Consider the following 23,539-nt stretch of genomic DNA (forward strand, 5'->3'; position numbering starts at 1 on the left):
CCGAGATGACCACGATGACGGATTCCGAGGCCCGCGTTCCGGCCTCGTCGGCGGCGACCCCGCTGTACCGGGCGACGGGTGTCACGCGCACCTATACGCGGCGGGGACGGACGGTGACCGCGCTCACCGGCGTCGACCTGGAGATCATGCCCGGCGCCTTCGTCACGATCCAGGGGCCGACCGGAGGAGGCAAGTCGACGCTGCTGCAGCTGCTGGGGGCGCTCGACACCCCGACTGCCGGGACGTTGCAGCTGGACGGCCGTGAACTGTCGTCGGCGTCGCCGTCGGAGCTGGGACGGATCCGCGCGCAGGAGATCGGATTCGTCTTCCAGGGGTTCAACCTGATCCCGACGCTGACGGCGGTGGAGAACGTCGACATGGCCCTGGAGCCGCTCGGCATCGACCGGGCGGAACGACGCACGCGGGTCGCCGCCGCTCTCGCCCACGTCGGCCTGGCGGACCGCGGAGACCATCGTCCCGCAGAGTTGTCCGGCGGGCAGCAGCAGCGTGTCGCGATCGCGCGGGCGATCGTCAAACGCCCCCGAGTGCTGCTCGCGGACGAGCCGACGGGCAACCTCGACGAGAGCATGCGCGACGAGATCCTCGACCTCCTCGAACGGCTGTGCGCGGAGGGCATCACCATGGTCGTGGTCACGCACGACTCCGCGGTGGCGCGGCGGGCGACGAAACGGCTGCGTCTGACGCAGGGGACGGTGAGGGACATCACCCGGTAGTCGGCGGCGCGGGGGAGGGGCGGACGGCGAGCCGCCCCTCTTCCGCGATGTCCGACCCCGGGTCTACCGTGTGCTCATGGTCGACCACGTCGAATCCGCACAGCCCACCGTCCACCGTCCCTCCACCGTCTCCGAGGTCGCCGCGCTCGTCCGCGCCGCCGCGCAGGAGGCGGTCCCCCTGACCGTCGTCTCCGGCGGCCACGGGCCCTGGTCCCACGCCCCCGCTCCCGGTCTGCGCCTCGAACTCGGGGCGCTCTCCTCGATCGAGGTCGACGGCACCGCCGTGCGCATCGGCGGCGGTGCCGTGTGGGGCGACGTCGCGAAGACTCTCGCCGGCCACGGCCTCGCCCTGAGCTCCGGCGACACGGCCAGCGTCGGCGTCGGCGGTCTCACCCTCGGCGGCGGCATCGGCTGGATGGTGCGCGCCTGGGGTCTCGCCGTCGATCAGCTCGTCGGCGCCCAAGTCGTCACCGCGAGCGGAGACGTGGTGGAGGTCTCGGCCACGCAGCATCCCGACCTGTTCTGGGCGCTGCGCGGCGGTGGCGGCAACTTCGGCATCGTCACCCGTTTCGACTTCGAAGCGCATCGCCTGCCGGGGATCGCGCTGGCCGAGTCCGTCGTCGAGGGCGACGCGACGGCCGTGCTCCGGGCCGCGCGTGAACTCCTCCGCGACGCCCCGCGCGAGCTGACCGTCACGTACATGGACGTGCCGCCCATGGACCCGAGCGCTCCGGCCGGTGCCCGGCTGACCGCCGTGTGGGCCGGGCCCGACCCGGAGGCGCTGCGCGTGGAGCTCGCGCCGATCACCGCCCTCGACGGTGTCACGACGGAGATCACCGAACCCGCCTATCGGGAAATCCTGATGGAGATGCCGCAGCCCGAGGGCGGCGAGGCTCCCGCCCCTCCCGGGTTCCTCGGCGGGAACGGTCTCGTCGCCGACCTCGACGACGAGACGATCGATCGGCTGGTGGCCTATCGGCGGGAGTACCCCGCCTCGGTCGTCTTCCTCCGGTCCCTCGGCGGGGCGTTCGGCGACGTTCCGCAGGAGGAGACGGCCTTCCCGGCGCGCACCGCGACCTGGTTCGTCATGGCCGGTGCCTTCGATGTCGCGGGGATGCTCGACGAGGAGGGGCGGGCGAAGGCCGCCGCCGACGCGCAGCGGATCGTCGCGGGCCGCCTCGCCGAGTACAGCAACTTCGTCGACCGGGAGCGACCGGACGCGGTGTCCGGGATGTACGACGGCGACGGCTACGCGCGTCTGCGGGCGGTGAAGGCGCAGTGGGACCCGCAGAACGTGTTCCGCCGCAACCACAACATCCTCGTGTGACGCACGAAGGGCCGAGCACCGTACGGTGCCCGGCCCTTCGCAGACCCGAGGTCAGTGCGTGTCTTCGGCCTCGATCTCGGAGCGGTCGCCCGACCACAGCGTGTGGAAGGTGCCCTCCTTGTCGATGCGCTTGTAGGTGTGCGCGCCGAAGAAGTCGCGCTGACCCTGCACGAGAGCAGCCGGGAGGCGGTCGGCGCGGATGCCGTCGTAGTACGACAGCGACGACGAGAACGCCGGAGCCGGGATGCCGGACTGCGCCGCCGTGACCACCACGCGACGCCATGCCGCCTGGCCGCGGGTGAGTGCCTCGGCGAAGTACGGAGCCGTCATCAGCACGGGCAGGTCGGGGGTCTCCGCGTAGGCGTCGGCGATTCGGTTCAGGAACTGCGCACGGATGATGCAGCCGCCGCGCCAGATCTTCGAGATCGCACCGAGGTCGATGTTCCAGCCGTACTCGGCGGCGCCGGCACGGATCTCGTCGAAGCCCTGCGAGTACGCGACGATCTTGGAGGCGTAGAGCGCAAGGCGGACGTCCTCGACGAAGGCGTCGACCTCGTCGGCCGGGACCGTGAACTCCTCGTCCGGACCGGGAAGCGCCGCTGCGACCGCGCGCTGCTCGGGGTGCGAGGAGAGCGAGCGGGCGAACGTCGCCTCGGCGATGCCCGAGACCGGGACGCCGAGCGAGAGTGCGGTCTGCACCGTCCAGGCGCCGGTGCCCTTCGCGCCGGCCTGGTCCAGGATGACGTCGACCAGCGGCTTACGGGTCGCCGCGTCGACCTGGCGCAGCACCTCGGCCGTGATCTCGATGAGGTACGACTCCAGCTCTCCGCGGTTCCACTCGGCGAAGATCTCGGCGATCTCTGCGGGGGTCTTGCCGGTGCCGCGACGGATGAGGTCGTAGGCCTCGGCGATGAGCTGCATGTCCGCGTACTCGATGCCGTTGTGCACCATCTTGACGAAGTGGCCGGCGCCGTCGTGGCCGACGTGCGTCACGCAGGGCTCGCCCTCGGCGACTGCGGCGATGGACTTCAGGATCGGCCCGAGCGTGATCCAGGACTCGTCCGAGCCGCCCGGCATGATCGAGGGGCCGGTGAGGGCGCCCTCCTCGCCGCCGGAGATACCCGCGCCGACGAAGTTGATGCCGGTCTCGCGGACCGCCTTCTCGCGGCGGATGGTGTCGGGGAAGTAGGCGTTGCCGCCGTCGACGATGATGTCGCCCGGCTCGAAGACCTCCACGAGGGAGTCGATCACGGCGTCGGTCGGCGCTCCGGCCTTGACCATGATGATCGCGGTGCGCGGCTTCTGCAGCGAGTCGGCGAACTCCTGGTACGTCTTCGCGGGGATGAAGCCCGCCTCGGGATGCTCGTCGAGGAGGGTCTGGGTCTTCTCGTAGCTGCGGTTGAAGATCGCCACGGTGTTGCCCTCGCGGCTCGCGAGGTTGCGGGCGAGGTTCGACCCCATGACGGCGAGTCCGACGACTCCAATGTTCGCTGATGCTTCGGGCACGGAAGGCTCCTCGATCGTGAAGAAGGGTTGCCTTCAGCGTATCGCTGTGCGCCGGATGGAGGCGCACCCGATGACGCATCACCGTCATCGTCCGCGACGTCGGGCGGTCCGGAGGCTCCGGACCTCTACGCTGAAGGGAGCACAGGAGCTGGAGGGAGTCGGTCGTGACGGAGTCCGAGAAGAAGGTCCGCGCCGTCGTCGCGGTGCCGTTGACGGAGGAGCTGTGCGGGCTCATCGAGGAGCTCGAGCCGCGGCTCGAGGTCATCCACGACGCGGCGCTGGTGCCTCCCATGCGCGGTCCGGCCGACTGGTCGGGCGACCCTGACTTCACCCGCACGCCGGAGCAGCAGCGCGCGTTCGAGGCCCTCGTCGACTCCGCCGACGTGCTCTTCGGCATCCCCGACGTCGACCCCGACGCACTGGCGCGGACGGTCTCTGCGAACCCGCGGCTGCGGTGGGTCATGACCACGGCGGCGGGCGGCGGCAGCACGGTCAAGGCCGCGGAACTCGACCGCGCCGATCTCGACCGCATCGTCTTCACCACCAGCGCCGGCGTCCACGGCGGCACGCTCGCCGAGTTCGCCCTCTTCGCGGTGCTCGCCGGGGCGAAGGACCTTCCGCGCCTGCGGACCGATCAGGATCAGCGCATCTGGCCCGAGCGGTGGGAGATGCGCCAGGTCGACGAGATGACCGTGCTCGTGGTGGGACTCGGCGGCATCGGCGCGGAGTGCGCCCGCCGTTTCCACGCTCTCGGCGCTCGGGTGTGGGGGACCAGTCGCTCCGGTCGTCCGGTCGAGGGCGTCGATCGCCTCATCGCGCTGGACGACCTCGTGGACGCGGTGGGGGAGGTCGACGCGATCGTCGTCACGCTTCCGGGCACGGAGCAGACCAGACACCTCATCGGCGAGGAGGTTCTGCGGGCAGTGAAGCCCGGGGTCATCCTCACCAACGTCGGGCGCGGGAGCGTGGTCGATGAGGCGGCGCTGCTCTCCGCCCTCGACGACGGCCGCGTCGGCTTCGCCGGGCTGGATGTCTTCGAGCAGGAGCCGCTGGCCGCCGAGTCCCCGTTGTGGGCGCATCCGCGCGTGCTCGTCAGCCCGCACACGGCGGCGCTCAGCTCGAAGGAGGAGGAGCGCATCGCGCGGCGGTTCGCCGAGAACGCCACCCGCCTGCTCGACGGTCGGGAGCTGCGCGCAGTGGTCGACACGGTCGAGTTCTACTGAATCGGGATGCAGCAGGCATGAGCGTGCGCATCGTCGTGATGGGGCCGAGCGGATCCGGGAAATCGACGGTCGGTGCGGCGCTGGCGGAGAGCCTCGAAGCGCGCTTCGTGGACGGTGACGATCTGCATCCGCTGACCAACGTCGAGAAGATGGTAGCGGGGATCGCCCTCGATGACGAGGACCGGATGCCCTGGCTGCGGGTGGTCGGACGGACGCTCGCCGCCGAGACGCACATCGTCGTCGCCTGTTCCGCGCTGCGGTGGCGCTACCGGGATGCCATCAGGGCGGAGGCGCCGGACGCCTTCTTCGTCGAGCTCGGCGTGGCACGGGAGACGCTCGCCCGGCGACTGGGTGGACGGCCCGACCACTTCATGCCGGCCTCGCTGCTCGATTCCCAGCTCGACGCGTGGGAACCGCTGACGGGTGACGAGCCCGGCGTCCGGGTCGATGCCGCGCTCCCGCTGGTGCAGGAGGTGGCGGCGATCCGGAAGGCGCTCGCCGCGGAGACGGGAACGCCGGGGGAGCCTCAGTCCTTGCGGTAGCCCGAGCGGCCGAGGGAGAAGAGAGCCGCACCCGTGGCGACGGCCGCGCACACCGACATGGCGCCGATCAGCCAGAGGAGGACGTGGGAGAGGAAGGCGCCGTCGAGCATGGGGGTACTCCGAATTTCTGCAGTGGGGACCGGTGTCCTCAGCCTATCGGGTCATCCGGTACCATGGAGGCGTACCTCGGCGAGGGACGCTTCTGCGCGTGCGCGGGCGTCCGTGATCGACGCGGCGAAGCAAGCCCGGTGGCTTTCCTCACGCGTCCGCGTTCGAGTCCACAATTCCAAGACCACCGCGCGGCGCCTTCGCTGCGTGCCCCGAAGGAGAACCTCATGTCTGAAGACACCACGGTCCACGCCGAGCTGCGCAGCAGCTTCGGCAAGGGCTTCGCCCGCCGTCTGCGCGCCGCCGGCAAGATCCCCGCGGTCATCTACGGCCACGGCACCGAGCCCGTGCACGTCGCGCTGCCCGGCCACCAGGTCTCCCTGATCATCCGTCGCGCCAACGCGCTGCTCGACCTCGACATCGAGGGCACCTCGCAGCTCGCGCTCGTCAAGGACGTGCAGAAGGACCCGGTGCACCAGATCATCGAGCACATCGACCTCCTGGTCGTGAAGAAGGGCGAGAAGGTCGCCATCGACGTCCCCGTCGTCGTCACCGGTGAGTCGGCCCCCGGCACCATCGTCAACCTCGATGCCACGACCATCCAGGTCGAGGCGGAGGCCACCCACATCCCCGAGAACATCGAGGTCTCGGTCGAGGGTCTCGAGGAGGGCGCGCACATCACCGCCGCCGACGTCACCCTCCCGAAGGGCTCGACGCTCCTCACCGACGCCGAGGTCCTCGTGGTCGCGATCTCCGTCCCGGCCGCTCCGGTCGAGGACGAGGAGACCGCGGGCGAGTCCGCCGAGGGTGCCGCCGAGGCGTCCGAGGAGGCCGCCGCGGAGTGATCTCCGCCTGCTTCATCACGGAGGGGACGCGATCGGATCGCGTCCCCTCCGTCGTATCCTGACCGGGGTGACGGCTCCGGCGAGAGAGGACGAGGAATGGCAGCCACCTGGCTCGTGGTCGGTCTCGGCAATCCGGGACCCCGCTATGAGGCGACCCGCCACAACATCGGCCAGATGGTCGTCGATGAGCTCGCGGCGCGGCGCGGAGAGAGCTTCCGGGAGCACAAGGGCGGCGCGCGCGTCGTCGAGACCTGGCTCCGGCCCGGCGCCGACAAGCTCGTGCTCGCGAAACCCAACACCTTCATGAACGTGTCGGGCACCCCTGTCGCAGCGCTCGCTCGGTTCTACTCCGTCCCTCTCGACCACGTGGTCGTCGTGCACGATGAGCTCGACATCCCGTTCGACACGGTCAAGCTCAAGACCGGAGGAGGGCATGGTGGTCACAACGGCGTGCGTGACATCGCGCGGGCCCTCACGAGCCCGGACTTCCCGCGGGTGCGGGTCGGCATCGGCCGACCGACGGGGCGCCAGGATCCTGCCGACTGGGTGCTCTCCCCGTTCGGCAAGGACGAGCGTGCGAACCTTCCCCTGCTCGTGGGTGACGCCGCGGACGCCGTCGAGCTCCTCGTCGGGGAAGGCCTGCTCGCCGCGCAGCAGAAGCATCACGCACCGCGCTGACCGGCGCCCCGCGGGGTCAGGTGGTGAAGGTGGCGTATCCCGCGGCGCCGCCGACGGCGAAGGCTGTGAACACGGCGACGAAGAAGATGACTGCGCCGAGGACGGCGACGATCAGCGCGGCGATGCCCGCTCCACGTCCCTGCTTCCGGCGGATCGCGATGATGCCCAGCACGATCGCGGCGATGCCGAGAACCGTGCCGGCCCAGAACGACAGCTCCGTCCACAGCACCTGATCACGCGCGGGGGACAGGAACCCGAGATCTCCCGAGGAGCCGTTGATGCCCTGCGGGATGCGGCGGCCCACCTCGAACGCGCTGACGCCGCCGATGATCGGCATGACGACGGCCGCGAGGATCGAGAGGCCGAGGGCGAGCAGGCCGAGGAACCCCGAGGGCTTCGGCGCGGCATCCGGCGCGGTGTACGTGCCGGACGGTGCCGCATAGCCGCCCACGGGCACCTGATACGCCCCCGGAGGTGCAGCCGGGGGTGCCGGCTGGCCGTATCCGCCGGCGGGCGGGTACGGTGCCGGAGCCCTCGGCGGTACGGACGCGTACGCGGGCGGCGGGATCGCACCGGAGACCGAGTCCTGCGGGACCGAGGCCGTCGGAGGGGCGGGCGGAACGGCGCCGGACGGAGGGGGCAGCTGCGGATCGGTCACGATGTCATCCTAGGGTGGCGCGCGGCTCAGACCCGGCGCAGCAGTCCGACGCGGTCGTACACGTCGGACAGCGTCCGATCGGCGACGGCATCGGCGCGGGCGGCGTTCTCGGCGAGGATCCGGTCGAGCTCGGCCGGATCGTCGAGGAGTTCGAGCGCACGGTCGCGCACCGGAGCGAACTCCTCCACGACGACCTCGGCGAGGCCCTTCTTGAAGTCGCCGTACCCGCGACCCGCGTACTCGTCCTCGATCGCGGGGATCTGGCGTCCGCTCAGCGCGGCGTAGATGGTCAGGAGGTTCGAGACGCCCGGCTTGGCCTCGCGATCGAACCGCACGGTGCCCTCGTTGTCGGTCACCGCGCGCATGATCTTCTTCGCCGACTTCGCCGGGTCGTCCAGCATCCACAGCACGCCGGCATCGCTCTCGGCCGACTTCGACATCTTGGCCGTCGGATTCTGCAGGTCGTAGATGCGCGCCGTCTCCTTCTGGATGACCGGGACCGGCACCGTGAAGGTCTCGCCGAACCGCGAGTTGAAGCGCTCCGCGAGGTCGCGGGTGAGCTCGACGTGCTGCTTCTGGTCGTCGCCGACCGGCACGACGTCCGTCTGGTAGAGCAGGATGTCGGCGGCCATGAGCACCGGGTAGGTGAAGAGGCCGACGCTGGTCGCATCGGCGCCGTAGCGGGCCGACTTGTCCTTGAACTGGGTCATCCGTCCGGCCTCACCGAAGCCGGTGATCGTGCTGAGGATCCAGGCGAGCTCGGCGTGCGCACGCACGTGCGACTGCACGTATAGCGTCGACTGCGACGGCTCGATGCCCGCCGCGATGTACTGCGCGGCGGTACGGCGGGTCTTCTCGCGGAGCTCGGCCGGGTTCTGGGCGACCGTGAGGGCGTGCAGGTCGACGACGGAGAAGAACGCGTCGTACGAGGTCTGGAGCTCCCGCCACTGCAGGAGTGCGCCGATGTAGTTGCCGATCTGGAGGGAGTCGGCGGAGGGCTGCATTCCGGAGTAGAGACGAGGCTTGTTCACCCGTCAATCCTATGCGTCCGCGCGGCGGACCCCTGCGCCCGCCGATCCCTTACGCTGACGTCATGACGAGCGGTGCGCCTCCGACGCGGGGACAGGTGTTCCTCGACGCGTTGGGCGCGGACGCCGAGCGTCTGCACCCGGAGATCCTCGCGCAGTATCGCGCTCCCGTCGCGGCGGGGCACGCGGAGGGGGTGTTCGCCGTCGCGGGGCGCCGCTTCGGTCGCGCAGCCGGTCTCGTGCGTCCGATCGTCGGGCCGGGTCTTCTGGTGCCGACATCGGGACGAGATGTCCCGTTCGTGCTCCGCACGGCCTCGGGGCGCACAGAGACCGGCCGCGCGACGCTCGACTCCATCCGCGAGTTCCGTTTCCCCGGACGGACCGCGCGGATCGTCGACCGGCTCACGGTGAGCGTGCGGCCGGGACTGGTCCGGAACCTGCTCGGCGCCCGAGGCCGCGTGGAGCTCATCGAGGAGTGCAGCGTGACGGCGGAGGGCTTCCTGCGGATGCGCACCGTCCGAGTCGCGCTGCGGCTGTGCGGTCGGCGGTTCGCGCTGCGCGGTCCGCTCGGCGTGCGGGTGGACCTGGTCGACGGCTGGGACGCGGAGCACCGCCGGCGCACGATCGATATGCGTGCCGTGAACCCGCTGCTCGGCACCGTCTTGGAGTACCGCGGATGGTATCGGGAGTCGGAGCCGTCGCCCTCCGAGCAGCCCGACCCGGGTCAGTAGGTGTAGTCGACGACGACCGGCGCGTGGTCGCTCCAGCGCTGGTCGTACGCGGCCGCACGCGCCACGTGGTACGCCTGGACGCGCTCGGCGAGAGCGGGCGTGGCCAGGTGGTAGTCGATGCGCCATCCCGAGTCGTTGTCGAAGGCCTTCCCGCGCATGGACCACCACGTGTACGGCCCGTCCACCTCGCCGTGGAAGCGGCGGCCGACGTCCACCCAGCCCAGGCCGGTGCCGACCGAGCCGTCGACGCCGGTGACCGGGGTCCCGGCCTCACCGAGGAAGCGATCGAAGTAGGCGCGCTCACGCGGCAGGAAGCCGGCCTTGGTGCGGTTGCCGCGCCAGTTCTTGATGTCGAGCTCGCGGTGCCCCACGTTGAGGTCGCCGGTGACGAGGGCGAGGGCGCCGTCGGTGTTCAGGCTCGCCAGTCGCGCTTCGAACGCGTCGAGGAACTTCCACTTCTCGTCCTGCTTCGGGGTGTCGGCCTCGCCGGAGTGCACGTAGGCGCTGACGACGGTGAGCGGACGGTCGCCGATCAGGAAGTCCGCCTCGATCCAGCGCCCCTTGGAGTCGAAGTCCTCCGGGCCGAAGTCCGCCCGGGAGGCGAGCGCGGGGAGGCGGCTGGCGATCGCGACGCCTGCGCGCCCCTTGGCCGTGGCCTCGTCGTGAACGAAGGTCCAGCCGGGGAGGGCGGCCTCGATGTGCTCGTCCTGCCCGCGCACCTCCTGAAGGGTGAGGATGTCGATGTCTGCGGCATCCAGCCACGTGCTCATCCCGTTGCGGGCGGCCGCCCGGATCCCGTTGACATTGACCGAGGCGATACGCAGGTGAGGCATTCCTCCAGCCTAACGAGCACCGCCGACATCGCGGTTCTGACGGTGATCGAGCTCGGAGAGCAGGCGCTGCGCGAGAGGGGAGGTCGGGGGCGCGGGCGGGGGAGCAGAGGCCTCCAGTCGCGCGACCTCGTCCTCCGCCTCGCGGACGGCGTGCCCGGCCGCCCAGCTCCGATACCACGGGGCCTCGTCTTGCGCGGCTCGGGCGTCGCGCAATCGGATCCGCGCCGCCGCGAGCAGGGTGGCGTGCTCCGCCACCCGCCGCTCGGCCTCCGTCGGCAGCAGGAGCGGGAGGTCGCGGTCCTGGGCGGCGACGGCGATCCAGGAGGCGGCGACGAGCATGACCACCCCGTTCACCCGGAACCACAGCAGCAGCCCGACGAAGATCGCGAAGGTCGCCAGCAGGGGATTCGACGGCGTGTAGCTCAGGAGGAACCCGACCCCGAACTGCAGCACCGTCATGGCCGCGCCGCCGAGGAGGGCGCCCGGCCAGATGGTGCTCCAGTGCAGCGAGGTGCCGGTGAGGAAGCGCACCATCGCCGCCAGCGCCCCCGTCAGCAGGACGAACGACACGAGCACCGTGCCGATCCGGATGCCGAGGTTGAGGCCGTCCGATCCCGCGTCCCAGCCGAGGAGCGAGAGCACCCAGCTCAGCACGGCGGCGCTGGCCGAGCTGAGGGCGGAGCCGAGGATCAGCGAGACACCGAAGATGAGGGCGGCGAGGAGGTCGCGCGCTTTGAGGAGGAGGTAGCTGCGGCGGTCGGGCTCGAGGCCGAAGATGTCCCGCACGGCTCGCCGGGAGAAGGTCACCCAGCCGATCGCCGTCCAGATGACCGTGCCGAGCGCGATGAGGCCGGTGATTCCGAGGAACCCGGTGGTGTTCGACGCGATCTCCTGCACCTGTGCGGGCGTGAAGACGCCGCCCTCGTCGAGGATGAGGTTCGGGATGTAGTTGTTGATGATGTCGATGAGCCCGTTCACGGCCTCCTCGCTGCCGCCGAGCCAGAGCCCTGTGATGGCGAACGCGAGGTAGACCGCGGCGAAGATGGCGAACAGCGCCTGGTAGCTCACCCCGGCGGCGAGCAGGAAGCCGTTGTGTTGCAGGAAGTGGCGCCACACCCGCACCGGGAAGAGACCGAGGGTCCGCCGCGTCAGCGCGGTCGCGCGCTCGACCGCGGCATCGAGGCGACCATCGGTCGCCGAACCGGGCTCGGACACGCCCCCACCCTACCCAAGACCGGTCACGCCCTTCCGCGAGAACAGGCACAGACGCGAGAACAGGCGGCCCCGTCCGGGACCGCCTGTTCTCGCGTGGGTGCCTGTGTCGGTGCGTCAGGGACGGCCGCGGAGGACCGCCTGCTTGACCTCGGCGATGGCCTTGGTGACCTCGATGCCGCGGGGGCACGCCTCGGAGCAGTTGAAGGTCGTGCGGCAGCGCCAGACGCCTTCCTTGTCGTTGAGGATGTCGAGGCGGACCGCAGCGTTGTCGTCACGCGAGTCGAAGATGAAGCGATGCGCGTTGACGATGGCCGCCGGACCGAAGTACTGTCCGTCCGTCCAGAACACCGGGCATGACGACGTGCACGCGGCGCAGAGGATGCACTTGGTGGTGTCGTCGAAGATCTCGCGGTCGGCGATGGACTGCGTACGCTCCTTGCCCTTCTCCGGCACGGAGTTCGCGACGAGGAACGGCTGCACCTCGCGGTACGACGCGAAGAACGGCTCCATGTCGACGACGAGGTCCTTCTCCAGCGGCAGGCCCTTGATGGCCTCGACGTAGATCGGCTTCGAGATGTCGAGGTCCTTGATCAGCGTCTTGCACGCCAGGCGGTTGCGGCCGTTGATGCGCATGGCGTCGGAGCCGCAGATGCCGTGGGCGCAGGAGCGCCGGAAGGTGAGCGAGCCGTCGACCTCCCACTTGATCTTGTGCAGGGCGTCGAGGACGCGGTCGGTGGAGTAGAGCTCCACGTCGTAGTCGACCCAGTGCGGCTCGGCGTCGATCTCCGGGTCGAACCGACGGATGTTGAAGGTGACGATGAAGGACTGGATCCCGGTCTCTTCCGTCGTGTCTGCCGGGGCCTCGGCGAGGGCGTTGGACATGCTCAGTACTTCCTCTCCATCGGCGGGTAGTTGAACTCGCCCTTGTCGTTCTTGGTGAAGACGACGGGCTTCCAGTCGAGCTTGATGTGGTCGCTCGGGTCGGAGGAGTGCGGGTCGCCCGTGAGGTACGCCATGGTGTGCTTCATGTAGTTCTCGTCGTCGCGCTTCGGGAAGTCGTCGCGCATGTGGCCGCCGCGGCTCTCCTCGCGGTTCTGTGCGGCGTAGACGACGACCTCGGCGATGTCGAGCAGGAAGCCCAGCTCGACCGCCTCGAGTAGGTCGGTGTTGAACCGGTGGCCCTTGTCGTCGACGTGCACGTTCTTGTAGCGCTCACGGAGCTCGGCGATCACGCCGAGGACGTGCTGGAGGGATTCGTGCGTGCGGAACACCTGCGCGCCCTTGTCCATCTCGTCCTGCAGCGTCTTGCGCAGCACGGCGATCCGCTCGGTGCCCTGGTTGTTGCGCAGGCCCTCGAGCATGTCGGAGACGAACGCCGCGGGGTTCTCCGGAAGCGGGACGAAGTCCGCCGTCTTGACGTACTCCACCGCGTTGCGACCCGACCGCTTGCCGAACACGTTGATGTCGAGCAGCGAGTTCGTGCCGAGACGGTTGGCGCCATGCACCGAGACGCAGGCGCACTCACCGGCGGCGTAGAGGCCGGGGACGACGGTGTCGTTGTCCGCGAGCACCTCGCCGTTGTTGTTCGTGGGGATGCCGCCCATGGCGTAGTGCGCGGTCGGCATGACGGGCACCGGCTCGACGACCGGGTCGACGCCCAGGTACGTGCGGGCGAACTCGGTGATGTCCGGGAGCTTGGTCTCGAGCACCTCGGCGCCCAGGTGCGTGCAGTCCAGCAGCACGTAGTCCTTGTGGGGACCGGCGCCGCGGCCCTCGGCGACCTCCTGGACCATGCAGCGCGCGACGATGTCTCGGGGCGCCAGGTCCTTGATGGTGGGGGCGTACCGCTCCATGAAGCGCTCACCCGAGGCGTTGCGCAGGATCGCGCCCTCGCCGCGCGCACCCTCGGTGAGGAGGATACCGAGGCCGGCGAGGCCGGTCGGGTGGAACTGGAAGAACTCGAGGTCCTCGAGGGGGAGGCCCTTGCGCCAGACGATGCCCACGCCGTCGCCGGTGAGAGTGTGTGCGTTGGAGGTCGTCTTGAAGATCTTGCCGAAGCCGCCGGTCGCGAAGATCACGGCCTTGGACTGGAAGACGTGCAGCTCGCCCGTGGCGAGGTCGTACGCGACGACGCCGGCGACCTGCGTCGCCCCCGCCGCGTCCTTCACGGTGATGAGGTCGAGCACGTAGAACTCGTTGAAGAAGTTGATGCCGAGCTTGACGCAGTTCTGGAACAGCGTCTGCAGGATCATGTGGCCGGTGCGGTCGGCAGCGTAGCACGCGCGTCGGACCGGGGTCTTGCCGTGCTCAGCCGTGTGGCCGCCGAAGCGGCGCTGGTCGATCTTGCCCTCAGGGGTGCGGTTGAAGGGGAGGCCCATGTTCTCGAGGTCGATGACCGCGTCGATGGCCTCCTTCGCGAGGATCTCCGCCGCGTCCTGGTCGACGAGGTAGTCGCCGCCCTTGACGGTGTCGAAGGTGTGCCACTCCCAGGAGTCCTCCTCGACGTTCGCGAGGGCCGCCGCCATGCCGCCCTGCGCGGCACCGGTGTGCGAGCGCGTGGGGTACAGCTTGGAGATCACGGCCGTCTTCGCGCCGGGGCCGGCCTCGATGGCCGCCCGCATGCCGGCGCCGCCGGCGCCCACGATGACGATGTCGAACTGGTGGTAGTGCACGCCGTCACGGACGACGGAATCCTGCGTCTGGGTAGTCACTTCTCGTTTGCCTCTTCTTCTAGCCCTGCGCCTGGCAGGTCTCCCACAGCGTGCTCGACTCGGTCACACCCAGGCACGGGTCGAACGTGAAGACGACCAGGGTGCCGAGGAGGATGAGCAGGCCCGCGGCCAGGCCGAGGGCCCAGACGAGCGCCTTGCGCGCGGTGGGGTTGGTCACGTAGTCGTTCACGATCGTGCGCATGCCGTTGGCGCCGTGGATGAGGGCGAGCCAGAGCATCAGCACGTCCCACCACTGCCAGAACGGCGTGGCGAACTTGCCGGCGATGAAGGCGAAGTCAAGGGCGTGGATGCCCTCGCCGACCATGAGGTTGACGAAGAGGTGGCCGAAGATCAGCACGACGAGCACGACGCCCGAGACGCGCATGAAGACCCAGCCCCACTTCTCGAGGTTGATGCCGCGCTGACGGCGGGCGGGAGCGGCGACGGTCTGCGCGCTCATCAGTGTCCTCCTCCGAAGCCGGCGAACGCGAGCATCAGGTGACGCGGCACGAAGCCGGCCATGATGATGCCCCACACGAGCAGCACGCCCCAGAACAGCTGGCGCTGGTACTTGGCGCCCTTCGACCAGAAGTCGACGGCGATGATGCGCAGGCCGTTCATGGCGTGGAACACGATGCCCGCCACGAGCACGACCTCGCCGATCGCCATGACCGGGTTCTTGTATGTGCCGATGACCGCGTCGTACGCCTCCGGCGACACCCTGATCAGCGCCGTGTCGAGCACGTGCACCAACAGGAAGAAGAAGATGGCGACTCCGGTGATGCGGTGAAGCACCCACGACCACATGCCTTCGCGACCCCGGTAGAGGGTGCCGCGGGGGGTCTTGGACGTGGTTTCCGAAATCGACGGTGTCAAGCGAGCGCTTGTGGACACGGTCGTCCTCCCTGGATCGATGTGTTTCGGTCGCGTGCGCTGCTTCGTCCACATCTGGCCTGGAGGAGGGTCAGGCACGCCCGATCGGAGTCCATCCTATTCCCGTGCGGACGCCGCGGGCGACGAAGGGGAGCCTAAGTCGAACCCGCCGCTACGCTGGCCTGCATGAGCGAGCCGATCGAAGACTTCTATGCGGTCATCCCCGCCGGTGGCATCGGCAGTCGGCTGTGGCCGCTGTCCCGCGCGGACGCCCCGAAGTTCCTGCACGACCTCACCGGCTCCGGCCATTCGCTGCTGCGCGATACGTGGGACCGGCTGGAGCCGCTCGCCGGACCGGACCGGATCGCGGTGGTCACCGGCCGCGCCCACCGAGCTGCGGTGGAGGCGGAGCTGCCCGGCATCGCCGACCTCAACGTCTTCCTGGAATCCGAGCCCCGCGAGTCCGCGGCGGCGATCGGGCTGGCCGCGGCCGTGCTGCATCGGCGCAACCCGGACGTGATCATCGGCTCGTTCAGCGCGGACCACGTCATCCGGGGCACGCGGGTCTTCGAGTTCGCCGTCCGCGACGCCGTCGAGGTCGCCAGGGAGGGCTACATCTGCACGATCGGCATCGCGCCGACCGAGCCGGCGGTCGGCTTCGGCTACATCAAGAAGGGGCCGGAGCTGGTCGTGGAGCGCGCCAGGGAGGCGGCCCTCGTCGAGAGCTTCGTCGAGAAGCCGGATCTGGAGACGGCCAGGGCCTACCTCGCCGAGCGCACCTACCTGTGGAACGCGGGCATGTTCATCGCGAAGGCGAGCGTCCTGCTGGACGAGCTCGCGGCCAACGAGCCCGCCCTGCACGCCGGTCTTCTCGAACTCGCCGAGGCCTGGGACGACCGGGAGCTCCGCGGGCCCGCCGTCGACCGCATCTGGCCACGGCTGAAGAAGATCGCGATCGACTACGCCGTCGCGGAGCCGGCGGCGCGGCGCGGGCGTCTCGCCGTGGTCCCCGGGCACTTCGACTGGGACGACGTGGGGGACTTCGCGTCGCTGACGAAGCTCATCACGAACGGCCGCAAGAACGACCTCGCCGTCCTCGGGCCCCGCGCCCGGGTGCTGACCGACGCGGCCAGCGGCATCCTCGTCAGCCAGACCACCCGCGTGATCAGCCTGGTGGGGGTGCAGGACATCGTCGTGGTCGACACCCCCGACGCGCTCCTGGTCACGACGGTCGAGAACGCGCAGCGGGTGAAGGGCGTGGTGGAGTCGCTCAAACTCAACGGCCAGGGCGACGTGCTCTGATGAGCAGCGCTCCGTGCTCATCGGCAGGGTTGATTTCAGCTTTGTAACCATTGGCCCGGCCGCCCGGGGCCGACGTGCACGAACGTCGAAACACTAGGTAACTTTGATCGATCCGCGATGGCCGCGGGTTCGTTGAGGGAGGCATCCGTGACCATCTCCACCACCAAGAAGCTGCTCGGCGCGACGGTCGCCGCCGGTGTCGTCTTCGCTCTTGCCGGCTGCGGTCAGGCGCCGACCGACGAGTCCGAGGGCGGATCCGCCCCCGTCGACTCGGACTTCAAGCCGTGCCTCATCTCCGACGCCGGCGGCTGGAACGACAAGTCGTTCAACCAGTCGGCCAAGGAAGGCATGGACAGCGCCGCCGACGAGCTCGGCATCAAGCCGCTGGAGTTCGAGTCCGCCAACGACAACGACTACGCGCCGAACCTCGAGACCGCCGTCTCCGAGGGCTGCTCGCTCATCGTCTCGGTCGGCTTCAAGCTGTCCGCAGCCACGGTCGAGTCCGCGCTCGCGAACCCCGAGATCGACTACGCGATCATCGACGACTGGGCTGACAACGACTTCGACGGCACCACCGACGCGCCGAACATCAAGCCCCTCGTCTTCGACACCGCTCAGGCTGCCTACCTCGGCGGCTACGCCGCGGCCGCCTGGTCCGCAGAGGCCGGCGTGAACAAGGTCGGCACCTTCGGCGGCATGCAGATCCCGTCGGTCGCCGTCTTCATGGACGGCTACCAGCTCGGTGTCGAGAAGTACAACGAGGACAAGTCGGCCGACGTCCAGGTCTTCGGTTGGGACGCCGCCACCCAGAAGGGCTCCTTCACGGGCGGCTTCGACGCCAACGACACGGCCAAGCAGACCGCCCAGGGCGTGCTCGACCAGGGTGTCGACGTCATCCTCCCCGTCGGCGGCCCGGTCTACCAGAGCGCCGCAGCGGCGATCAACGACAGCGGCAAGGACACGCTGATGCTCGGTGTCGACAGCGACCTCGCCGTCGCCGACCCCAGCGTCGCCGACATCACGCTCGTCTCCATCATGAAGGCCATCGACGTGGCCGTCCGCGACGCGACGCTCGCGGCCGCCGCCGGCGAGTTCGATCCGGAGCCCTACATCGGCACGCTCGAGAACGAGGGCGTGAAGCTCTCCGGCTTCGGCGACTTCGAGGCGGACCTGCCCGAGGGCCTCACGGACGAGCTGTCCGCTCTCCAGGAGCAGATCATCTCCGGCGACATCACGGTGGAGTCCGAGAACTCTCCCACCCGCTGAGTCGGAGCCGTACCCAGCACGGGGCGAGTGGCGCAGGCTGCCACTCGCCCCGCACTGTGGGCGGCGACGATTCTCCTCGGTGACTCTTCTGGATAAGGTGCAGATATGAAGCTCGAACTTCGCGGCATCACCAAGCGATTCGGCAGCCTCGTGGCGAACGACCACATCGATCTCGTGGTCGAACCCGGTCAGATCCACGCTCTCCTCGGCGAGAACGGTGCAGGCAAGTCGACGCTGATGAACGTGCTCTACGGCCTGTATCAGGCGGACGAGGGCGAGATCCTCCTCGACGACGTCGTGCAGCACTTCCGCGGCCCCGGCGACGCGATGGCCGCGGGCATCGGCATGGTGCACCAGCACTTCATGCTCGTGCCGGTGTTCACGGTGGCCGAGAACGTCATGCTCGGTCACGAGCAGACCAAGGGCCTCGGCACGCTCGACATCGCGAAGGCGCGCGAGCACGTGCGCGCGGTCGCGGCGCGGTTCGGGTTCGACATCGATCCGGACGCCGTCGTCGGCGACCTGCCCGTCGGTGTGCAGCAGCGCGTCGAGATCATCAAGGCGCTGTCCCGCGACGCCAAGGTCCTCGTCTTCGACGAGCCCACCGCGGTGCTGACGCCGCAGGAGACCGACGAGCTCATGGCCATCATGCGCCAGCTCCGGGACGAGGGCACCGCCATCGTCTTCATCACGCACAAGCTGCGCGAGGTGCGCGAGGTCGCCGACCGCATCACGATCGTCCGGCTCGGCAGGGTGGTGGGGGAGGCCTCGCCGACCGCCACCAACGCCGAGCTGGCCTCGCTCATGGTCGGCCGCGCGGTCGAGCTGACCGTGCACAAGGAGGCGCCGCGCCTCGGCGAAGGCGGCCTGGAGGTCCGCAACCTCCGGGTGCTCACCTCGACCGGAGCCATCGTCGTGGACGACGTCGACTTCACGGTCCGCCCCGGTGAGGTCCTCGCCATCGCCGGTGTGCAGGGCAACGGCCAGACCGAGCTCGTCGAGGCCATCGTCGGCCTCGCCGCACGCGTCGAGGGGAACATCATCCTCGACGGCACCGAGCTCGTGGGCAAGAGCGTCCGCGGCATCCTCGACGCCGGTGTCGGGTTCGTGCCGGAGGACCGTACCGAGGACGGCCTCGTCGCCGGATTCTCGGTCGCCGAGAACCTCATCCTCGACCGCTCCGACGATCCCGCCTTCAGCCGGGCCGGGACGCTGCGTCGCGGCGCCCTGGAGGACTTCGCCAAGGAGCGCATCGCGGAATACGACATCCGCACGCAGGGCCCGGACACCCCCGCGGGAACCCTCTCCGGAGGCAACCAGCAGAAGGTCGTGATCGCGCGCGAGATGAGCCGGGAACTTCGGCTCTTCGTCGCGGCCCAGCCGACGCGCGGGGTCGACGTGGGCTCGATCGAGTTCATCCACAAGCGCATCATCGAGACGCGGGACGCGGGCATCCCCGTGATCGTCGTCTCGACCGAGCTCGACGAGGTCGCCGCCCTCGCCGACCGGATCGCGGTCATGTACCGCGGCACCATCGTCGGCATCGTCCCCGGTGACACGCCCCGGGAGACACTCGGACTCATGATGGCCGGAGCGGCCGATGCGGAGGTGACCGCGTGAGCGGCGCGACACCCGGTGCAGGAGACGTCACGAAGGGGCTGCCCCCCGAGCAGCTCCCGCCCAGCACGGGCCTGGCGGACGAGGTGCCGCCGCCCCCGCGCGGCAACGCCGTCCTCAAGGAGATCCTCCGCGGGAGTGCGGTCACGACGATCCTGGCGATCGTCCTGGCGCTCATCGTCGGCGGCATCCTCATCGCCTTCACGAACGAAGACGTGCAGAAGGCCTCCGGATACTTCTTCGCCAAGCCGAGCGACACGTTCGTCGCGGCATGGAACGCGGTCTACAACGGCTACGAGGCGCTGTTCCGCGGAGCGATCTTCAACGCCCGCGGCGCCGACTTCGCCGCGCAGATCCGACCGCTGACGAACACGCTGGGCTTCGCGGCTCCGCTGATCGCCGCCGGTCTGGGCGTCGCGCTCGCCTTCCGCGTCGGCCTGTTCAACATCGGTGCCCGCGGTCAGATGCTCGTCGGCGTCGCGGTCGCGGCCCTGCTGACGTTCAACCTCGACCTGCCGATCTGGTTCCACCTGCCCGTCACCCTGCTGGCCGGTATCGCCGGCGGGGCGCTCTGGGGCGGCATCGCCGGTCTCATCAAGGCACGCACGGGCGCGCACGAGGTGATCCTCACGATCATGCTCAACTACATCGCGTACTACCTGCTGCTGTGGATGATCCGCACGCCGGGGCTCCTGCAGAAGCCGGGGACCAATCAGGCGCTCGGTTCGGCGACGCCGGAGAGCGCGCAGTTCCCGACCCTGCTCGGCCCGCAGTTCCCGCTTCTGGATCTCGGCTTCGTCATCGTGGTCATCGCGACGGTGTTCGTGTGGTGGCTCATCGAGCGCTCCTCGCTGGGCATGCGCATGCGCGCGGTGGGGGAGAACCCGCACGCCGCTCGCGCCGCGGGCATCAGCGTCAAGCGCGTCTACGTCTACGCGATGCTCTTCGCGGGTGCCCTCGCCGGCCTCGCCGGCATGAACCAGCTCCAGGGCGCCGTCACCACCGGCGTCACCGAGACCATCGACGCCGGCATCGGCTTCGACGCCATCACGGTCGCCCTCCTCGGACGCAGCCGCGCGTGGGGGACCTTCGCGGCCGGAATCCTGTTCGGTGCCCTCAAGGCGGGCTCGTTCTCGATGCAGGCGCAGGACATCCCCGTGGACATCGTGCTCGTCGTGCAGTCGCTCGTCGTGCTGTTCATCGCCGCGCCGCCGCTGCTGCGCACGGTGTTCTTCCTCCCCAAGTCCGACGCAGAGAAGGCGGCGAAGGCGAGAGCCAAGGCCGCGAAGAAGGCGGTGACGGCATGATGTCGCTCGTGCAGACCGAAGCCGCCGACGGCACGGTGCAGCTCGCCACCGTCCGGGAGCGTCACCTCAAGGCACCGATCAGCCTCGCGATCGTCACCGCGCTGCTGGCCGTGCTCTTCCTCGCCGTGCCGCGCAGCGGCACCAGCACCTTCCGCCTCGGCGACCGCACGTCGGCCTTCGAGCTCCCCGACGTGGAGCTGCCCACCGCGCCGACCTTCTGGGTCGTCTTCGCCGTGCTCGTCGTCCTCACGGTCGCAGCGTTCCTCCGGGCGTGGACGTACCGCGCCCCGTCGATCTGGCTCATGGTGGTCTACGGCGTGCTCGCGGTCTTCGCGTTCCTGGTCTGGGCCGCAGCCGGGGGCCTCGTCCCCGTCACGAGCCTGCTGTTCGGTGCCGTGTCGCTGTCGGTGCCGCTCGTGTTCGGCGCGCTCGGCGGCGTCATCGGCGAACGGGCCGGTGTCGTCAACGTGGCCATCGAGGGGCAGCTGCTCCTCGGCGCCTTCTCGGCGGCGCTGCTGTCCAGCATCACCGGCAACGCTTTCGTCGGCCTTATCGGCGCCATGATCGGCGGCGTGCTCGTCGCGAGCGTGCTGGCGGCGTTCGCCATCAAGTACCTCGTCGAGCAGGTCATCGTCGGTGTCGTGCTCAACGTCCTCGTCACCGGGCTCACCGGATTCCTCTACGGAGCGCTCCTCGCCCCGAACGAGGCCGAGCTGAACACCCCGGTCCGCTTCTCCCGCATCGAGATCCCGGTGCTGAGCGACATCCCGATCATCGGTCCGGTGCTGTTCAACCAGACCTTCATCGTGTACCTCATGTTCATCACCGTGGCCGTCGTCGCGTGGGGCCTGTACCGCACCAAGTGGGGCCTGCGCCTCCGCGCGGTGGGCGAGCACCCGCAGGCGGCCGACACGGTCGGCATCCGGGTCAACCCGACCCGCTTCTGGAACGTGCTGCTCGCGGGCGCGATCGCCGGCATCGGCGGTGCGTACTTCACGCTCGTATCGGTCCCGCAGTTCGGCAAGGAGATGACGGCAGGTCTCGGCTTCATCGCTCTCGCCGCCGTGATCTTCGGCCGCTGGGACCCGATCCGCGCGACGCTCGCCGCCCTGCTCTTCGGATTCGCGACGAACCTGCAGAACCTGCTCTCGATCCTGAAGACGCCGATCCCCGGCGAGTTCATGCTCATGCTGCCGTACGTCGTCACGCTGCTCGCGGTCGCCGGATTCGCCGGTCAGATCCGGGGCCCTGCCGCCAGCGGCAAGCCGTACATCAAGTCGTAGAACCCGCAGGGAAGAAGGAACCACCACCATGACGGACATCGACTGGGATGAGCTGCGGCAGGTCGCCGCGGATGCCATGACCAAGGCGTACGCGCCGTACTCGCGCTACCGCGTGGGAGCGGCGGCTCTCGTCAGCGACGGGCGGATCGTCGCCGGCTGCAACGTCGAGAACGCCTCCTACGGCGTCACGCTGTGCGCCGAGTGCGCGCTCGTGGGCGATCTGTTCATGTCCGGCGGCGGGCAGCTCGTCGCCTTCGTGTGCGTCAACAACGACGGCGAGACGATCATGCCGTGCGGCCGGTGCCGCCAGCTGCTGTTCGAGCATGCGGTACCCGGCATGCTGCTGGAGACCGTCTCCGGCATCCGCACGATCGACGAGGTGCTGCCCGACGCGTTCGGGCCGCGCGACCTGGGGGACGCACGATGACCGCGGGACAGGCTCAGGGAGCCATCGAGCAGTTCGACGCGATCGACGTGATCCGGGCCAAGCGCGACGGAGGCGTGGTCCCGGAGCCGGCCCTGCGCTGGATGGTGGACGCCTACACGCGCGGCTACGTGTCCGACGCGCAGATGGCCTCCTTCGCGATGGCGATCTTCCAGCGCGGCATGGAGCGCGACGAGATCCGCGTGCTCACCGACGCGATGATCGCTTCCGGGGAGCGGATGAGCTTCGCGACTCTCGGCAAGAAGACCGTGGACAAGCACTCCACGGGTGGCGTGGGCGACAAGATCACCCTGCCGCTCGCGCCCCTCGTCGCCTCGTTCGGCGTGGCGGTGCCGCAGCTCAGCGGCCGCGGCCTCGGCCACACCGGCGGCACGCTCGACAAGCTGGAGTCCATCCCCGGCTGGCGCGCTGCGCTCAGCAACGAGGAGATGTTCGCGCAGATGCAGGGCGACGTCGGGGCCGTGATCTGCGCCGCGGGGTCGGGTCTCGCGCCCGCCGACAAGAAGCTCTACGCGCTCCGCGACGTCACCGGCACCGTGGAGGCCATCCCGCTGATCGCCTCCAGCATCATGTCGAAGAAGATCGCCGAGGGGACCGACGCTCTCGTCCTGGACGTGAAGTTCGGTTCCGGCGCCTTCATGCAGGACATCGACAGGGCTCGGGAGCTCGCGCGCACGATGGTGGCGCTCGGCACGGACTCCGGTGTCGCGACCACGGCACTTCTGACCGATATGAACGTTCCCCTGGGCCGCGCGATCGGCAACGCCAACGAGGTCCGCGAGTCGGTCGAGATCCTCGCCGGCGGGGGACCCGCCGACGTCCGGGAGCTGACCGTCGCGCTCGCGAGGGAGATGCTCGCCCTCGCCGGTCAGCCTGACGCCGACGTGGAGGCAGCGCTCGACGACGGCCGCGCCATGGACACGTGGAAGGCGATGATCCGTGCGCAGGACGGCGACCCCGACGCGGCGCTCCCGGTGGCGCGGGAGACGCACGTCGTGACGGCGCCCGCGGACGGCGTCGTGACCCGCATGGACGCGCTTCCCTTCGGCATCGCCGCCTGGCGTCTGGGCGCCGGGCGTGCGCGCGCGGAGGACCCGGTGATCTTCGAGGCGGGGATCGATCTGCATGCGAAGCCGGGGGACCGGGTGTCGGCGGGGCAGCCGCTGTTCACGCTCTCGGCAGCCGACGAGGCGCGCTTCCCCCGGGCGATCGAGGCGCTCGAGGGCGCCTGGGAGCTCGGCGACGAGGCTCCGACCGTGGGACCGATCGTCCGCGAGCGCATCACGGCGTGAGGCCCGGGCGCTAGC

24 protein-coding genes are annotated in these 23,539 nt (G+C 69.7%); 14 read left to right on the plus strand and 10 right to left on the minus strand.

All coding sequences use genetic code 11. The features are described from left to right. Positions 1 to 14: 14 nt before the first annotated feature. Both ACIGJI_RS12605 and ACIGJI_RS12610 read left to right on the plus strand, forming a co-directional pair. Positions 15 to 734, plus strand: a complete 720-nt coding sequence (locus ACIGJI_RS12605; RefSeq protein WP_396654779.1) for an ABC transporter ATP-binding protein — start codon at positions 15 to 17, stop codon at positions 732 to 734. Between the two features lie 76 nt (positions 735 to 810). Then, positions 811 to 2,061, plus strand: a complete 1,251-nt coding sequence (locus ACIGJI_RS12610; protein WP_363447032.1) for an FAD-binding oxidoreductase — start codon at positions 811 to 813, stop codon at positions 2,059 to 2,061. 51 nt (positions 2,062 to 2,112) lie between these two features. Here the strand turns inward: ACIGJI_RS12610 and gndA are convergent, their stop codons facing one another. Next, positions 2,113 to 3,567 (minus strand): NADP-dependent phosphogluconate dehydrogenase, encoded by a 1,455-nt coding sequence (gene gndA, locus ACIGJI_RS12615; protein WP_363447030.1) that lies wholly within the window; start codon positions 3,565 to 3,567, stop codon positions 2,113 to 2,115. A gap of 164 nt (positions 3,568 to 3,731) precedes the next feature. On the opposite strand from gndA, the gene ACIGJI_RS12620 reads away from it, so the two are divergent. Both ACIGJI_RS12620 and ACIGJI_RS12625 read left to right on the plus strand, forming a co-directional pair. Further along, complete coding sequence (locus ACIGJI_RS12620; protein ID WP_363447028.1) at positions 3,732 to 4,790, plus strand: D-2-hydroxyacid dehydrogenase; 1,059 nt, start codon at positions 3,732 to 3,734, stop codon at positions 4,788 to 4,790. Positions 4,791 to 4,807: 17 nt separating this feature from the next. After that, entirely contained in the window at positions 4,808 to 5,332 is a 525-nt protein-coding gene (locus ACIGJI_RS12625) for a gluconokinase (protein ID WP_366243970.1), read from the plus strand. On the opposite strand, the gene ACIGJI_RS12630 is transcribed toward ACIGJI_RS12625, so the two are convergent. After that, positions 5,317 to 5,442 (minus strand): hypothetical protein, encoded by a 126-nt coding sequence (locus ACIGJI_RS12630; RefSeq protein WP_259954603.1) that lies wholly within the window; start codon positions 5,440 to 5,442, stop codon positions 5,317 to 5,319. The genes ACIGJI_RS12625 and ACIGJI_RS12630 overlap by 16 nt on opposite strands. Before the next feature lie 225 nt (positions 5,443 to 5,667). Here ACIGJI_RS12630 and ACIGJI_RS12635 point away from each other — a divergent pair, with 225 nt between their 5' ends. Further along, positions 5,668 to 6,285, plus strand: coding sequence for a 50S ribosomal protein L25/general stress protein Ctc (locus ACIGJI_RS12635; RefSeq protein WP_363447024.1), 618 nt, complete (start codon positions 5,668 to 5,670; stop codon positions 6,283 to 6,285). Between the two features lie 96 nt (positions 6,286 to 6,381). Then, positions 6,382 to 6,963, plus strand: a complete 582-nt coding sequence (gene pth / locus ACIGJI_RS12640) for an aminoacyl-tRNA hydrolase (protein ID WP_280565640.1) — start codon at positions 6,382 to 6,384, stop codon at positions 6,961 to 6,963. A gap of 16 nt (positions 6,964 to 6,979) precedes the next feature. Here pth and ACIGJI_RS12645 read toward each other — a convergent pair whose 3' ends face one another. Together ACIGJI_RS12645 and trpS are read right to left on the minus strand one after the other, a co-directional pair. Further along, complete coding sequence (locus ACIGJI_RS12645) at positions 6,980 to 7,621, minus strand: hypothetical protein (protein WP_363447021.1); 642 nt, start codon at positions 7,619 to 7,621, stop codon at positions 6,980 to 6,982. A gap of 26 nt (positions 7,622 to 7,647) precedes the next feature. Then, complete coding sequence (gene trpS / locus ACIGJI_RS12650; RefSeq protein WP_259954607.1) at positions 7,648 to 8,652, minus strand: tryptophan--tRNA ligase; 1,005 nt, start codon at positions 8,650 to 8,652, stop codon at positions 7,648 to 7,650. A 62-nt stretch (positions 8,653 to 8,714) separates the two neighbouring features. Here trpS and ACIGJI_RS12655 point away from each other — a divergent pair, with 62 nt between their 5' ends. Then, positions 8,715 to 9,380, plus strand: coding sequence for a DUF4166 domain-containing protein (locus tag ACIGJI_RS12655; protein ID WP_363447018.1), 666 nt, complete (start codon positions 8,715 to 8,717; stop codon positions 9,378 to 9,380). Here ACIGJI_RS12655 and ACIGJI_RS12660 read toward each other — a convergent pair. The 6 genes from ACIGJI_RS12660 to sdhC form a co-directional block, all read right to left on the minus strand. Then, positions 9,374 to 10,213, minus strand: coding sequence for an exodeoxyribonuclease III (locus ACIGJI_RS12660; RefSeq protein ID WP_259954609.1), 840 nt, complete (start codon positions 10,211 to 10,213; stop codon positions 9,374 to 9,376). The genes ACIGJI_RS12655 and ACIGJI_RS12660 overlap by 7 nt on opposite strands. A gap of 9 nt (positions 10,214 to 10,222) precedes the next feature. Continuing rightward, the gene (locus ACIGJI_RS12665) at positions 10,223 to 11,428 is read right to left on the minus strand and encodes a YihY/virulence factor BrkB family protein (RefSeq protein WP_259954610.1); all 1,206 of its coding nucleotides are present in this window, start codon (positions 11,426 to 11,428) and stop codon (positions 10,223 to 10,225) included. A 114-nt stretch (positions 11,429 to 11,542) separates the two neighbouring features. Further along, positions 11,543 to 12,310 (minus strand): succinate dehydrogenase iron-sulfur subunit, encoded by a 768-nt coding sequence (locus ACIGJI_RS12670; RefSeq protein WP_187661947.1) that lies wholly within the window; start codon positions 12,308 to 12,310, stop codon positions 11,543 to 11,545. Positions 12,311 to 12,312: 2 nt separating this feature from the next. Beyond that, complete coding sequence (sdhA, locus tag ACIGJI_RS12675) at positions 12,313 to 14,139, minus strand: succinate dehydrogenase flavoprotein subunit (RefSeq protein WP_259954611.1); 1,827 nt, start codon at positions 14,137 to 14,139, stop codon at positions 12,313 to 12,315. Positions 14,140 to 14,158: 19 nt separating this feature from the next. After that, entirely contained in the window at positions 14,159 to 14,599 is a 441-nt protein-coding gene (locus tag ACIGJI_RS12680) for a succinate dehydrogenase hydrophobic membrane anchor subunit (RefSeq protein ID WP_149085820.1), read from the minus strand. After that, a complete protein-coding gene (gene sdhC, locus ACIGJI_RS12685) occupies positions 14,599 to 15,033 on the minus strand; it encodes a succinate dehydrogenase, cytochrome b556 subunit (RefSeq protein ID WP_082758508.1) in 435 nt (144 codons plus the stop codon). The genes ACIGJI_RS12680 and sdhC overlap by 1 nt, the downstream gene beginning before the upstream one ends. A 165-nt stretch (positions 15,034 to 15,198) precedes the next feature. Here sdhC and ACIGJI_RS12690 point away from each other — a divergent pair, with 165 nt between their 5' ends. From ACIGJI_RS12690 to ACIGJI_RS12720, 7 genes are all read left to right on the plus strand, one after another. Beyond that, positions 15,199 to 16,314 (plus strand): mannose-1-phosphate guanylyltransferase, encoded by a 1,116-nt coding sequence (locus tag ACIGJI_RS12690; protein ID WP_071329657.1) that lies wholly within the window; start codon positions 15,199 to 15,201, stop codon positions 16,312 to 16,314. A 147-nt stretch (positions 16,315 to 16,461) separates the two neighbouring features. Beyond that, on the plus strand, positions 16,462 to 17,580 hold the full coding sequence (locus ACIGJI_RS12695; protein WP_187661944.1) for a BMP family protein: 1,119 nt from the start codon (positions 16,462 to 16,464) through the stop codon (positions 17,578 to 17,580). 105 nt (positions 17,581 to 17,685) lie between these two features. Beyond that, positions 17,686 to 19,200 carry an ABC transporter ATP-binding protein gene (locus tag ACIGJI_RS12700; protein WP_363447015.1) on the plus strand — a complete coding sequence of 505 codons (1,515 nt, stop codon included), beginning with the start codon at positions 17,686 to 17,688 and terminating at the stop codon, positions 19,198 to 19,200. Next, a complete protein-coding gene (locus ACIGJI_RS12705) occupies positions 19,197 to 20,504 on the plus strand; it encodes an ABC transporter permease (RefSeq protein WP_187661942.1) in 1,308 nt (435 codons plus the stop codon). Before ACIGJI_RS12700 ends, ACIGJI_RS12705 begins: the two co-directional genes overlap by 4 nt. After that, on the plus strand, positions 20,504 to 21,787 hold the full coding sequence (locus ACIGJI_RS12710) for an ABC transporter permease (RefSeq protein WP_396667033.1): 1,284 nt from the start codon (positions 20,504 to 20,506) through the stop codon (positions 21,785 to 21,787). Before ACIGJI_RS12705 ends, ACIGJI_RS12710 begins: the two co-directional genes overlap by 1 nt. 28 nt (positions 21,788 to 21,815) lie before the next feature. Then, positions 21,816 to 22,214 (plus strand): cytidine deaminase, encoded by a 399-nt coding sequence (locus tag ACIGJI_RS12715; RefSeq protein WP_363447013.1) that lies wholly within the window; start codon positions 21,816 to 21,818, stop codon positions 22,212 to 22,214. Continuing rightward, positions 22,211 to 23,524: a thymidine phosphorylase gene (locus ACIGJI_RS12720; protein ID WP_187661939.1), complete on the plus strand. Its 1,314-nt coding sequence runs from the start codon at positions 22,211 to 22,213 to the stop codon at positions 23,522 to 23,524. Before ACIGJI_RS12715 ends, ACIGJI_RS12720 begins: the two co-directional genes overlap by 4 nt. The last annotated feature ends 15 nt before the right edge of the window (positions 23,525 to 23,539 follow it).

This window comes from Microbacterium sp. NPDC064978, from assembly GCF_044543605.1.
GTDB classification, from domain to species: domain Bacteria; phylum Actinomycetota; class Actinomycetes; order Actinomycetales; family Microbacteriaceae; genus Microbacterium; species Microbacterium meiriae.

Bases quoted from the DNA above. Each gene is read 5' to 3' on its own strand.
- ACIGJI_RS12605 (WP_396654779.1), top strand. From the start codon at position 15: ATGACGGATTCCGAGGCCCGCGTTCCGGCCTCGTCGGCGGCGACCCCG.
- ACIGJI_RS12610 (WP_363447032.1), top strand. From the start codon at position 811: ATGGTCGACCACGTCGAATCCGCACAGCCCACCGTCCACCGTCCCTCC.
- ACIGJI_RS12625 (WP_366243970.1), top strand. From the start codon at position 4,808: ATGAGCGTGCGCATCGTCGTGATGGGGCCGAGCGGATCCGGGAAATCG.
- ACIGJI_RS12630 (WP_259954603.1), bottom strand. From the start codon at position 5,442: ATGCTCGACGGCGCCTTCCTCTCCCACGTCCTCCTCTGGCTGATCGGC.
- ACIGJI_RS12635 (WP_363447024.1), top strand. From the start codon at position 5,668: ATGTCTGAAGACACCACGGTCCACGCCGAGCTGCGCAGCAGCTTCGGC.
- pth (WP_280565640.1), top strand. From the start codon at position 6,382: ATGGCAGCCACCTGGCTCGTGGTCGGTCTCGGCAATCCGGGACCCCGC.
- ACIGJI_RS12655 (WP_363447018.1), top strand. From the start codon at position 8,715: ATGACGAGCGGTGCGCCTCCGACGCGGGGACAGGTGTTCCTCGACGCG.
- ACIGJI_RS12660 (WP_259954609.1), bottom strand. From the start codon at position 10,213: ATGCCTCACCTGCGTATCGCCTCGGTCAATGTCAACGGGATCCGGGCG.
- ACIGJI_RS12670 (WP_187661947.1), bottom strand. From the start codon at position 12,310: ATGTCCAACGCCCTCGCCGAGGCCCCGGCAGACACGACGGAAGAGACC.
- ACIGJI_RS12680 (WP_149085820.1), bottom strand. From the start codon at position 14,599: ATGAGCGCGCAGACCGTCGCCGCTCCCGCCCGCCGTCAGCGCGGCATC.
- ACIGJI_RS12690 (WP_071329657.1), top strand. From the start codon at position 15,199: ATGAGCGAGCCGATCGAAGACTTCTATGCGGTCATCCCCGCCGGTGGC.
- ACIGJI_RS12700 (WP_363447015.1), top strand. From the start codon at position 17,686: ATGAAGCTCGAACTTCGCGGCATCACCAAGCGATTCGGCAGCCTCGTG.
- ACIGJI_RS12710 (WP_396667033.1), top strand. From the start codon at position 20,504: ATGTCGCTCGTGCAGACCGAAGCCGCCGACGGCACGGTGCAGCTCGCC.
- ACIGJI_RS12715 (WP_363447013.1), top strand. From the start codon at position 21,816: ATGACGGACATCGACTGGGATGAGCTGCGGCAGGTCGCCGCGGATGCC.
- ACIGJI_RS12720 (WP_187661939.1), top strand. From the start codon at position 22,211: ATGACCGCGGGACAGGCTCAGGGAGCCATCGAGCAGTTCGACGCGATC.